10 protein-coding genes and 2 tRNA genes are annotated in these 11,438 nt (G+C 61.4%); 6 read left to right on the top strand and 6 right to left on the bottom strand.

Features of this window, described 5'->3' with window-relative positions:
• The 6 genes from J7400_RS21370 to J7400_RS20365 all read left to right on the top strand — a co-directional run.
• Window positions 1-112: hypothetical protein (locus tag J7400_RS21370; protein ID WP_209064502.1), on the top strand; the 112-nt coding region annotated here is incomplete at its 5' end.
• 243 nt (window positions 113-355) lie between these two features.
• Entirely contained in the window at window positions 356-1,921 is a 1,566-nt protein-coding gene (locus tag J7400_RS20385) for an ABC transporter substrate-binding protein (RefSeq protein WP_209065953.1), read from the top strand.
• Window positions 1,922-2,031: 110 nt separating this feature from the next.
• On the top strand, window positions 2,032-3,012 hold the full coding sequence (locus J7400_RS20380) for an ABC transporter permease (RefSeq protein ID WP_209065951.1): 981 nt from the start codon (window positions 2,032-2,034) through the stop codon (window positions 3,010-3,012).
• Window positions 3,012-3,953 carry an ABC transporter permease gene (locus tag J7400_RS20375; RefSeq protein ID WP_209065950.1) on the top strand — a complete coding sequence of 314 codons (942 nt, stop codon included), beginning with the start codon at window positions 3,012-3,014 and terminating at the stop codon, window positions 3,951-3,953. The genes J7400_RS20380 and J7400_RS20375 overlap by 1 nt, the downstream gene beginning before the upstream one ends.
• Complete coding sequence (locus J7400_RS20370) at window positions 3,953-5,671, top strand: ABC transporter ATP-binding protein (RefSeq protein ID WP_209065949.1); 1,719 nt, start codon at window positions 3,953-3,955, stop codon at window positions 5,669-5,671. The genes J7400_RS20375 and J7400_RS20370 overlap by 1 nt, the downstream gene beginning before the upstream one ends.
• A 104-nt stretch (window positions 5,672-5,775) precedes the next feature.
• Entirely contained in the window at window positions 5,776-6,267 is a 492-nt protein-coding gene (locus J7400_RS20365; RefSeq protein ID WP_209065948.1) for an SAM-dependent methyltransferase, read from the top strand.
• 67 nt (window positions 6,268-6,334) lie between these two features.
• Here the strand turns inward: J7400_RS20365 and J7400_RS20360 are convergent, their stop codons facing one another.
• From J7400_RS20360 to J7400_RS20335, 6 genes are all read right to left on the bottom strand, one after another.
• Window positions 6,335-6,550 carry a hypothetical protein gene (locus tag J7400_RS20360; RefSeq protein WP_209065947.1) on the bottom strand — a complete coding sequence of 72 codons (216 nt, stop codon included), beginning with the start codon at window positions 6,548-6,550 and terminating at the stop codon, window positions 6,335-6,337.
• 228 nt (window positions 6,551-6,778) lie between these two features.
• Window positions 6,779-6,853: transfer RNA gene (locus J7400_RS20355), tRNA-Glu, on the bottom strand.
• A 48-nt stretch (window positions 6,854-6,901) separates the two neighbouring features.
• A tRNA-Glu gene (locus tag J7400_RS20350) sits at window positions 6,902-6,976 on the bottom strand.
• A 189-nt stretch (window positions 6,977-7,165) separates the two neighbouring features.
• Window positions 7,166-8,914 (bottom strand): single-stranded-DNA-specific exonuclease RecJ, encoded by a 1,749-nt coding sequence (recJ, locus tag J7400_RS20345; protein WP_209065946.1) that lies wholly within the window; start codon window positions 8,912-8,914, stop codon window positions 7,166-7,168.
• A 90-nt stretch (window positions 8,915-9,004) separates the two neighbouring features.
• Complete coding sequence (gene glpX, locus J7400_RS20340) at window positions 9,005-9,979, bottom strand: class II fructose-bisphosphatase (protein WP_209065945.1); 975 nt, start codon at window positions 9,977-9,979, stop codon at window positions 9,005-9,007.
• An 80-nt stretch (window positions 9,980-10,059) separates the two neighbouring features.
• On the bottom strand, window positions 10,060-11,373 hold the full coding sequence (locus J7400_RS20335; RefSeq protein ID WP_247738952.1) for a homoserine dehydrogenase: 1,314 nt from the start codon (window positions 11,371-11,373) through the stop codon (window positions 10,060-10,062).
• Between the last annotated feature and the right edge of the window lie 65 nt (window positions 11,374-11,438).

Below are 11,438 nucleotides of genomic sequence, written 5' to 3'. Positions count from 1 at the left end.
GTTCAACGTTGAGCTGATCGCACCGATCGCAATGGAAGCCGGCCTGCGCTTCGCGATCCGTGAAGGCGGCCGCACCGTTGGTTCCGGTGTTGTGTCCAAAATCGTCGAATAATCAGACCTTCTGATTTTTGACACGGAAGGGGGTGCCATTTGGCGCCCCCTTTTGCTTTGGCGCGTGCATGACCGGCCTGATTTTGCCCGCTGCCTCCTGTTTGCGCGCCTGCGCGGATTGCGGGTTTTTCTCGATTTAACAAGTTCATAAATTTCGCTGCCCTCTTGCTTTCACCCCCCCTCTGGGGTGAGACTTCCAAACAGGCTCGCTGGTGTAAGGCGAGAGGAAAAACAGGGGACTATTATGAAACGCGTCTTTTCAGCGGCTTTGGCTGCGGCGGTCTGCGCTGCGCCTGCTATGGCCGAGACTTTTAAATGGGCGGGCACAACCGACCCGCAGACCATGGACCCGCATGCGGTGAACTCCGCGCCGGTTCTGGGCTTTCTGAACAACGTTTATGAAGGGCTAGTGCGACGCGACAAAGATATGTCCGTGCAACCTGCGCTGGCCACCAGCTGGGAGCCGATTGGCGAGGGCGCAGGCTGGCGCTTCCATCTGCGTGAAGGGGTGACCTTCCATGATGGTGCAAGCTTTGACGCTGAGGATGTGCTGTTCTCCTATCAGCGCGCCTCCAATGAGGCGTCTGACACCCGCAGCTGGTTTGCACCGGTGTCCGAAGTCAAAGTGGTGGATGACTACACCGTCGACATCCTCACCAGCGCGCCCAATCCGATCTTCCCGGACAGCATCGCCAACTGGATGATCATGGACAAAGGCTGGGCGGAGGCCAACAGCGCCGCGCTGCCTGATAAGGAAAACGGCAACTACGCCACGCTCAACGCCAATGGCACCGGGGCCTTCAAGGTCACCGCGCGTGAGCCCGGTCTGCGCACCGAGCTGGCGCCGCATGACGGCTGGTGGGACGAAGCCACCCACAACATCACCAAAGCGGAATTCACCCCGATCCAGAACGCCGCCACCGCTGTGGCTGCGCTGCTGTCTGGCGAGGTCGACATGATCAACCCTGTGCCAATCCAAGACGCCGCGCGTCTGCAGGGCCAGGACGGCGTTCAGATCATTCAGGGCATCGAAGCCCGCGTGATCATGCTGGGCTTTGCGCAGGATGCGGACGAGCTGAAATACGGTGCGGATGCGGGCAAGCCTAACCCGTTCAAAGATGCGCGCGTGCGCGAAGCCGTGGCCAAGGCGGTGAATGTGGACGCGATCCTGCAAACCATCATGCGCGGCAATGCCGAGCCTGCCAGCCAGTTGGTGAGCCCGGCCATGCGCGGCTTCTCCGGCGCCAACTCGGAACGTCCGGCCTTTGACGTGGACGGTGCCAAGGCGCTGCTCGCGGAAGCCGGCTATGCAGACGGCTTTGAGTTTGGCCTGAAATGCCCCAACAACCGCTATCTGAACGATGAGGCGGTCTGTCAGGCGGTGACCTCGATGCTGGCCAAAGTTGGCGTGACGGCGCAACTTGACGCCATGCCGGTGCAGAACTACTGGCCGGAGCTGCGCGCCGATAACTTTGACATGTACCTGCTGGGCTGGTCCCCGGGCACCTTTGACGCAGAGCACCCGATCCGCTTCCTGGCCTCCACGCCAAATGCGGAGAAGAAGCTCGGCAGCTGGAACTTCGGCGGCTACTCCAATGCCCGCATTGATGAGCTTCTGCCGATGATCCAATCGGAGATTGATGACGGCAAACGCCAGATGATGCTCGATGAATCAGCCAAGATTCTGCAGGATGAAACCGCCTATGTGCCGATGTATGTGCAACCTCTGGTTTGGGGCGCAGGCGACAACGTCACGCTGACCCAACGGCCGGATAACTTCTTTATTCTGCGCTGGGTAAACGTGCAATAAAACTGCTGAAAAATGAGGCGTCGGGCAACACTCCGACGCCTCATTTGCTCTGCTTGACCCCATCTGAAGAAGGGCGCAAGGAACCCCCATAAAAACAAAGGGACGCAGTGATGCTGACGTATGTCATTAAACGAGTGTTACAGTCCGCGCTTGTGCTTCTGATCGTGGGGCTTGTTGCTTTCAGCATGTTCCGATTTGTCGGTGATCCCATCGACAACATGCTGGGTCAGGAACGCACGGACGCCGACATCTCCCGCCTGCGGGCGGAACTGGGGTTGGATGAGCCATTCCCCGTGCAATATTACAAATTCCTCGAAGGGGCCGTGCAGGGCGATTTTGGCGTGAGCTATCGTCAGGGCCGTCCGGTGGGGGAGATCCTGTTGGAGCGCGCGCCTGCCACGCTGGAGCTGGCGGCTGTGAGCGGCTTTCTGGCGATCTCCATCGGCATTGGGTTGGGCGTGTTCACCGCCATCCGGCGCGACGGGTTCATGGCCAATGCGATCATGTCGGTCTCGCTGATCGGGGTTTCTCTGCCCACCTTCTTGATCGGTATTCTGCTGATCTATCTGTTCTCGGTGGAGCTCGGCTGGCTGCCGTCCTTCGGGCGTGGGGATGTGGTGAAGATAGGGTTGTGGAGCACCGGCCTTTTGACCGCCACAGGCCTGAAAGCCATCATTCTGCCCGCGATCACGCTGGGGCTTTACCAGATGACGCTGATCATGCGTCTGGTGCGCTCTGAGATGCTTGAGGTGCTGCGTCAGGACTATGTGCGCTTTGCCCGTGCCCGTGGGCTTAAGGCCCGCACGGTGAATTTCCGCCATGCGCTGAAAAACACGCTGGTGCCGGTGATCACCGTCACAGGTCTGCAGCTTGGCTCGATCATCGCCTTTGCGATCATCACCGAAACGGTCTTCCAGTGGCCCGGTGTTGGCCTGCTGTTCATCAACGCGATCCAGTTTGTCGACATCCCTGTGATGGCGGCCTACCTCATGCTGATCTCGGTGATGTTTGTGGCCATCAACCTGATCGTTGACCTTCTTTATTTTGCAATTGATCCGCGCCTGCGCACGGATGGTAAGGGGGCGCACTGATGTCTGACCAAACCTCAACCGCGCCGCAGTCCCGTCTGGCCAAAGCCTGGGACAGCGACTTCGCTTACAACTTCCGCCGCTCGCCGGTGGCTGTGGTGTCTTTCCTTGTGGTGCTGCTCTTGGTGCTGAGCGCCATCTTTGCCCCGCTGATTGCGCCTTATGACCCGTTTGATCCGGCCTCGCTGGATCTGATGAACGGTTTCACCGCGCCGATGGCGCCCAATGATTTCACCGGGGACACCTTCTGGTTGGGCACCGACGATCAGGGCCGCGATGTGTTCTCAACCATCCTCTACGGCATGCGGATTTCGCTGTTTGTGGGCTTCTCTGCTGTGCTCTTTGCCATGGTGCTGGGCATCACGCTGGGGCTGATTGCCGGCTATGTTGGCGGCTGGGTGGAAACCATCATCATGCGCGCCGCTGACGTGCAGCTCACTTTCCCCGCCATTCTGGTGGCTATGCTGATCTTTGGCATCGCCAAGGGCATTACTCCGATTGAGCATCAGGACACGATGGCGATCTGGGTGCTGATCCTCGCGATTGGCCTGTCAGATTGGGTGCAGTTTGCCCGTGTTGTGCGCGGCGCAACGCTGGTGGAGAAAGACAAGGAATATGTGCAGGCCGCACGTATGATTGGCCGGGGCCGTGGCATCATCATGCTGCGTCACATCCTGCCAAACGTGCTGTCTCCTGTGTTGGTGATCGCAACCATCTCTCTGGCATTGGCCATCATCGCAGAAGCGACGCTGTCGTTCCTGGGGGTGGGCGCACCGCCGACCCAACCGTCGCTGGGTACGCTGATCCGCATCGGGCAACAGTTCCTGTTCTCCGGCGAATGGTGGATCATCCTCTTCCCCTCCGCCACGCTTCTGGCGCTGGCGCTGTCTGTAAACCTGCTGGGCGACTGGCTGCGTGATGCATTGAACCCGAGGCTGCAGTGATGAGCGAGACACTTCTAGATATCGAGGGCCTGTCGGTCCACTTCCCGACCCGCCGCAAGCTTTTTGTGGCGGTAAACAAAGCCAATCTCGCGGTGGAGCCCGGCGAAATCCACGGTCTTGTGGGCGAATCCGGTGCTGGTAAATCCACCATCGGTGCGGCTGTGATGGGCCTGCTGGAACGTCCCGGTCATATCGCGGGCGGCACGGTCAGCTTCAAAGGGGAAGCGATCAGCGGGCGGGATGCCGAAGGCATGCGTGCGCTGCGCGGGGCCAAGATCTCCATGATCTTCCAGGATCCGCTGACCTCGCTGAACCCGCTTCTGACCGTTGGCCAGCAATTGGTGGAAACCATCCAGTTCCACCTCAAGCTTTCCGACGCCGACAGCAAGGCGCGTGCGATTGAGCTCTTGGATCGGGTGGGCATCCCCAACCCGAGCGAGCGCATCAATCAATATCCGCACCAGTTCTCCGGCGGCATGCGCCAGCGGGTGGTGATTGCGCTTGCACTGTGTTCAGAGCCGGATGTGATCATCGCGGATGAGCCGACCACGGCGCTCGACGTTTCCATTCAGGCGCAGATCCTTGAGCTGATCAAGGAACTCGCGCGGGAACGTCAAACCGGCGTGATTCTGATCACCCACGACATGGGTGTGATCGCGGACACCACCGACAAGGTGACCGTGATGTATCAGGGTGAGGTTGTGGAAAGCGGCACCACCGAGCAGGTGCTGGGTGCGCCCCAGCATGCGTACACCAAGTCGCTCATTGCCGCCGTGCCACGCCCGACACTCAAGGTGCATCGCTTCCCGCAGCTCTCGTACGGGGGCCGTCAGATCACCTTTGAGATCGAAGATCTGGCGCGCAACTGGAAGCGCCCGGAGCCGACCAAATCCGGCACGCTGCTGAAGGTCGAAGGGCTGACCAAGACCTTCCTGCAAAGCGGGTCGATCATCCCATCTCGTCGCAAATACTTCACCGCCGTGGACAAGGTCAGCTTTGACATCCGCGAAGGGGAGGTCTTTGGCATCGTGGGCGAAAGCGGCTCGGGCAAATCCACCGTCGCGCGGATGATTGCCACGCTCTATCAGACCAATGGCGGCAAGATCTTCTTTGACGATCAGGAGGTCACCAGCCTCAAGACCGCCAAGGATCTGGAGAGCTATCGCCGTCAGATCCAGATGATCTTTCAGGATCCCTTCTCAAGCCTCAACCCGCGCATGCGGGTGGATGAGATCATTGCGGAGCCGGTGCGTCACCACAAGCTGCTGGAAGGCGACGCCATTCAGCACCGCGTGGATGAGCTGCTGGAGCGTGTCGGGCTTGGCTCTGAGGCGGGGCGCAAATACCCGCATGAGTTCTCCGGCGGTCAGCGCCAGCGGATTTCGATTGCGCGTGCGCTGGCTACCCAGCCACGCTTCCTGATCTGTGACGAGCCGACCTCGGCGCTCGATGTCTCCATTCAGGCGCAGATTCTGAACATCCTCAAGGATCTTCAAGAGCATCTGGGCCTGACCATGCTCTTCATCAGCCACGACCTGCCGGTGGTGCGTCAGATGTGTGACCGTGTGGGCGTGATGCGTCAGGGGCAGATGGTTGAGGTGGCTGACACCGAAACCCTCTTTGCCAGCCCAAAGCAGGCCTACACGCAGGAGCTTCTGAGCCTCATGCCAAGGCTTGAGGGGCTCTCCACCGAAGGGCTTGAAGGCGAGATCGTCTAAACGCCAGAAAGAACCGCAGAAAGCGCCGCCATCGAGCGGCGCTTTTTTATGGCACCTCTCTGAGGTCTTGGGCAGGATGAGCGCCAAGATCCAAGGAGAGCGTCATGTCTGAAACCCTGCCTGAACTGCGTGATGGAGAAAGCCAGCTGGGATTCGATCCGCTGGAGCGCGTGGATGTAGAGCTGCGCTTCATTGGGCGCATCCACACCCCTTGGCAGCGCGGCAATTGCCCCAAGAATGTCACCCGCGCTCGTGAGAGTGGGCAGGGGGCGTCGCTCACGCTGGAGCCGGGATTTGCCGAAGGTCTCACAGGGCTGTCTGTGGGGGATGGGATTTTGCTGTTTTACTGGATGCATCAGGCGCGGCGCGATCTGATCACCCAGCGGCCCCGTCACAAAACCGAAGCACAAGGCACTTTTGCGCTGCGCTCTCCCAATCGCCCGAATCCCATATCGTTGGCGGCGGTGCGGATCACATCACTGGATCTCGCGGCGGGCAGGATTGGTATTGATGCCATCGACTGTTTTGACGGCACACCGCTGTTGGACATCAAACCCAGCGCACCAGCGGTGGATGTGCCGCCAGCGCTGCCCTAGGGCGCACAGAAGCGTAGGGGAGGCGCACGGGGTGTCGAGAGAGCAGCTGAGGCTCTCTGCGGCGCTGTCAGGCGCGGATCTTCAGGGTTGGGCCGTTGGGCGACGTATGCGGCCAGATACGGCGGTTCAGATTGCCGGACGGCGGCGGGATCAACGCGAGGTCCGCATCTTTGCAGGAGGCGAGGATGAAGGCCCCGGCACGCGCCTTGATACGCTCGGACCGCGAGGTGGCCGGGCGTGCGCTTCTGGGAAGCACCCAAACTGACAGATGTGTCTTACTCATTTTACCCCCACATGTGGTTTTCGGAGACGAGCCATGGCTGCGGCGAATCCGATTCCGTTAAAAGACCTTCGTTGAGACCCAGATTTAGCGGGGATTGGTTAACGAAGAGTCTGCGCCCGAAAGATGTGGGGATGAATAGTTCACATCTTAAGCGTGCGCTGGGTGCGCAGAAAGGCGCACAGGCAAAGCGGCTTGCGGTGTGGGACTTATCTAATTTTCGGAAGGAAGTGGCAGCCCGTAGGGGAATCGAACCCCTCTTTCCAGGTTGAAAACCTGGCGTCCTAACCGATAGACGAACGGGCCACTGTGGCGATTTTCATGAAGATGTCTTCTCAAAAATCTCGCTTCGACTGGCAGCCCGTAGGGGAATCGAACCCCTCTTTCCAGGTTGAAAACCTGGCGTCCTAACCGATAGACGAACGGGCCGTGCCGAAGCGTGAGGCGTATCTAGTGAATGGCGCGGGTGGGCGCAAGCGGAAATTTGAGCCTTTGTGACGATTTTTTTCAGAAAGCTGTTTTGGCGGGTTTGGGGCGTGATGCGGGGGCTTTGCCCCCATCGCGTCAGAGCCGCGATTCCCCCAGGATATTGAGGGAATGAGAAGGCTCTGGTGCGGCTCAGGCGGCTTTGGCCGCATCCTCCAGACGCAGCTGCACAGATTGGCGGCCGCCCCAGGTGTTGATCTCCAGGCGGCCCGCCAGATGGAATCGCGCACCGCCATGCGATTCCAAGGCCGTCCCCAGCGCGGTGTCATAGGCGCCAAAGGCAATCGCATCGATGCGCGCTCCGAATCCATCGCCAAAGGTGAGTTTGAGGTGGCTTTCACCGACCCGTTTGGTGAAGCGAATCTCCACATCCGGAAAGGCAAAGCGCGGGGCAGGGGCGCCTGCTCCAAAGGGGCCAGCCTTTTCGATGTCGGTGATCAGCTCAACGGTGGCCGCAGTGGGCATCAGCAGGCTGTCTAGTTTCAGATCCGCCGGCCCCATGTCGCCCGCGCCCTGTTTGGCCATCAGCTCGGTGAGCCGCGCCATCGCAGGCTCCAGCTGATCACGGGCCACGGTCAGGCCAGCGGCCATCTTATGCCCGCCCCCTTTGATCAGCAGCTCTTCTGCGGCGAGTTTCTGGATCGAGGCCCCCAGATCCACGCCAGAGACAGAGCGGCCGGAGCCTTTGCCCTCGTCGCCGTCAAGGCCGATCACAATGGCGGGGCGGTTGGTGGCCTCTTTCAGGCGCGAGGCGACAATGCCGACCACACCCGGGTGCCAGCCTTCGCCAGCGGCCCAGACCAGCGGTGCATCCAGCCCGCGCTCTTCGGCCTGTGCCATGGCGGCGGCGCGCACCGCCGATTCAATGTCGCGCCGTTCGGTGTTGAGCTCATCCAGTCGCTCCGCAAGCGCCTTAGCTTCTTGTTCGTTGTCGGTCGAGAGCAGGCGCGCGCCAAGGTCTGCCTGTCCGATGCGCCCGCCTGCGTTCACACGTGGGCCCAGCAGAAAGCCGAGGTGATAGCTGTTGGGGGCGCTGTCCATGCGGCTCACATCCGAGAGCGCCACAATCCCGGTGCGGTCCCGCCGCGCCATGACCTTGAGCCCCTGACGTACCAATGCGCGGTTCACCCCCACCAGCGGGGCGACATCGGCCACCGTGCCAAGCGCCACCAGATCAAGCATCGCCATCAGATCGGGCCCGCGCGTGCCATCGGCCTCGCGCATCTGGCGGTTGGCCTCCACCAGCATGAGAAACACCACCGCAGCCGCACAGAGATGCGCCAGATCGCCGCTTTCATCCTGTCGGTTTGGGTTCACCACGGCCACGCAGTTGGGCAGGGTTTCGCCGCCCAGGTGGTGGTCGAGCACAATCACATCTGCTGCCTTGGCGGCGGCAATCGGGCCATGGCTGAGCGTGCCGCAATCCACACAGATGATCAGGTCATGGTTGGCGGCCAGCTGCGCCATGGCGGCCTCATTGGGGCCATAGCCCTCATCAATGCGGTCGGGCACATAAAGCGTCGCCTTCAGCCCCATATGGCGCAGCCATGTGATCAGCAGCGCCGCAGAGGTGCCGCCATCCACGTCATAATCGGCAAACACCGCGATGCGCTCACGTTTGCGCACGGCCTGCAGAAACCGCGCGGCGGCGGTCTGCATGTCTTTGACGGTGCGGGGATCGGGCAGCAGCTCGGCGAGCCGCGGCTCAAGGAAACTCTCCGCCTCCGCCGCATTCACCCCGCGCCGCGCCAGCACCGCACAGAGTGCGGGGGGCAAGGTGGTCTCCTGCGCCAGCAGTTCGGCGGCGCGGGTGGCCTCCACATCCGGCCCCAGCCAGCGTCGTCCGGTCAGGCTTTCGGATACACCAAGGAAGTCGGTCATGGGCAGGGCTTTCATCTTATCAAAAGGCCCGCCAAAGAGGCGGGCCGTAAGGGGCGCATTGGCCCAGTCAATCAGTGCAGCGTGCCGCGATCAAGAGGTCTGATCAACAGGCGCGCGGTAGGTCATGCGACGCACGGAACCGGACTTGGAGCGCATCAGCAGGGTCTCGGTTTCGATCCAGCCCGGGGTACGCTTGATGCGCGGCAACAGAGAGCCGCCGGTCACGCCGGTTGCGGCAAAGATCACATCCTGTGTGACCATCTCGTCGCGGGAGTAGATGCGGTCCAGATCGGTGATGCCGGTCTTGGCAGCACGGGCGCGCTCGTCATCATTGCGGAACACCAGACGGCCCCACATCTGACCACCCATGCATTTCAGCGCTGCTGCTGCCAGAACACCCTCAGGTGCGCCGCCGCGGCCCATATACATGTCGATGCCGGTTTCTTCGGCTTCGGCGCAGTGCATCACGCCAGCCACGTCACCATCGGTGATCAGACGGATGGAGGCGCCGGTGGCGCGCACTTCGGCGATCATGTCTTCGTGGCGCGGACGCTCCAGAATGCAGACGGTGATGTCAGAGGTGTCACAGCCTTTGGCTTTGGCCAGCGCTTCCACACGCTCTTTCGGGCTCATTTCCAGTGAGACGACGTTTTCCGCGTAGCCCGGGCCGATGGCCAGCTTGTCCATATAGGTGTCCGGCGCGTGCAGCATGGAGCCGCGTGGGCCCATGGCGATCACGGTCAGCGCGTTTGGCATGTCTTTTGCGGTCAGCGTGGTGCCTTCCAGCGGGTCCAGCGCGATGTCCACGCCGGGGCCGTTGCCGGTGCCCACTTCTTCGCCGATGAACAGCATGGGCGCCTCGTCGCGCTCTCCTTCGCCAATCACCACAACACCGGCGATGTCCAGAAGGTTGAGCTGCTCGCGCATGGCGTTCACAGCGGCTTGGTCTGCGGCTTTCTCATCGCCGTTGCCAATCAGCGCTGCGGAGGCAATCGCTGCCTGTTCGGCCACACGGGCCAAACCGAGAGACAGCATACGGTCGTGAAATTCCGGCGTTTGGGACATGGGGTGATCCTTATGTGCTTGCTTAAATATCGGTTATCGCAGCGGCGGCGCGCTCACAAGAGGGGCGCGCCATTGAAATCTCAAACCTGCTCTATGCGCAACGCCACAGGGGCGCTTGCGACCACGCCGGTGCTCTGCATGGCGGCAATGGCTTCATCCAGAGCGGCGCGCTGGGTTTTGTGGGTCACGATCAACACAGGGGCGAGCTCATCATTGTGGCGGGTCTGTCGCATGCGGTCGATGCTGATCCCGTTGTCGCCAAGCGCGGTGGCAATCTTGGCCATGGCACCGGGGCGGTCTTCCAGCGTCAGGCGAAGATAGTAGGGCGCCGGAGAGTTGGAGCGCGCCGCCTTGGCAGCGGTCAGCTGCTCGGCGGGCATGCCGAAGGTGGCAAGGCGGAAGCCGCGCGCGATGTCACAGACATCGCCCATCACCGCGCTGGCGGTCGGGCCTTCACCGGCACCGGGGCCGCGCAGCACAACCTGCTCCACCGCGTCGCCTTCGATCACCACCATATTGGTGCCGCCCTTGAGCTGGCCCAGCGGGCTGTCAGCAGGCACAAGGCAGGGCGACATGCGCTGCTCCAGCCCTCGGCCGGTCATCTGGGTCACGCCCAGCAGCTTGATCTTGAAGCCAAGCTCGGCAGCCTGATGAATGTCTTCAATGGAGATGCGCTGAATGCCTTCCAGCTCCACTCCTGCGAAATCCACCTTGGTGCCAAAGGCGATGGAGGAGAGCAGCGACAGCTTGTGGCCTGCGTCAATCCCGCCCACGTCCAGATTTGGGTCCGCTTCCAGATAGCCAAGCGCGTCGGCTTCGGCAAAAACCTCTTCATAAGGCAGGCCCGCGTCCTGCATCCGGGTGAGGATATAGTTACAGGTGCCGTTCATCACCCCCATGATGCGGGTGATCTCATTGCCCGCCAGCCCCTCGGTGAGGGATTTGATCACCGGAATGCCGCCTGCCACAGCCGCTTCAAAGCGGATCACCGCGCCTTTAGCCTCTGCGGTCTCGGCCAGCGCCTGACCGTGATGGGCCAGCAGCGCCTTGTTGGCGGTGACCACATCTTTGCCTAGCGCCAATGCAGCCTCGATTGCGTCTTTGGCGGGGCCGTCTTCGCCGCCCATCAGCTCGACAAACACATCCACGTCGTCGCGCTTGGCCAGGGCCACCGGATCCTCTTCCCAGGCGTAATTCGCCAGCGACACGCCGCGATCCTTATCCTTGGAGCGCGCGCTCACGGCGGTGATCACCACCGGACGCCCGGTGCGGGCCGCCAGCAGGTTGGCCTTCTGGCGCACGATCTTCACCACACCCACGCCCACGGTGCCCAAGCCGGCAATCCCAAGACGGAGCGGTGTTGTGTTGGGGTTGCTCATCTGCGCATCGGTCATGAAGCACTACCTCGAATATGTGTTGGTATGGTCTGCTGTGTTGCTTTGCCGTGTAGCGGCTCTTG

The sequence above is a fragment of the Shimia sp. R9_2 genome, from assembly GCF_017743735.1.
Lineage (GTDB): Bacteria > Pseudomonadota > Alphaproteobacteria > Rhodobacterales > Rhodobacteraceae > Shimia.
Note: the sequence above shows the minus strand (reverse complement) of the source record. Positions and strands in the feature narration are given on the sequence as shown.

Bases quoted from the DNA above. Each gene is read 5' to 3' on its own strand.
- J7400_RS20385 (WP_209065953.1), top strand. From the start codon at position 356: ATGAAACGCGTCTTTTCAGCGGCTTTGGCTGCGGCGGTCTGCGCTGCG.
- J7400_RS20380 (WP_209065951.1), top strand. From the start codon at position 2,032: ATGCTGACGTATGTCATTAAACGAGTGTTACAGTCCGCGCTTGTGCTT.
- J7400_RS20375 (WP_209065950.1), top strand. From the start codon at position 3,012: ATGTCTGACCAAACCTCAACCGCGCCGCAGTCCCGTCTGGCCAAAGCC.
- J7400_RS20370 (WP_209065949.1), top strand. From the start codon at position 3,953: ATGAGCGAGACACTTCTAGATATCGAGGGCCTGTCGGTCCACTTCCCG.
- J7400_RS20365 (WP_209065948.1), top strand. From the start codon at position 5,776: ATGTCTGAAACCCTGCCTGAACTGCGTGATGGAGAAAGCCAGCTGGGA.
- J7400_RS20360 (WP_209065947.1), bottom strand. From the start codon at position 6,550: ATGAGTAAGACACATCTGTCAGTTTGGGTGCTTCCCAGAAGCGCACGC.
- recJ (WP_209065946.1), bottom strand. From the start codon at position 8,914: ATGACCGACTTCCTTGGTGTATCCGAAAGCCTGACCGGACGACGCTGG.
- glpX (WP_209065945.1), bottom strand. From the start codon at position 9,979: ATGTCCCAAACGCCGGAATTTCACGACCGTATGCTGTCTCTCGGTTTG.
- J7400_RS20335 (WP_247738952.1), bottom strand. From the start codon at position 11,373: ATGACCGATGCGCAGATGAGCAACCCCAACACAACACCGCTCCGTCTT.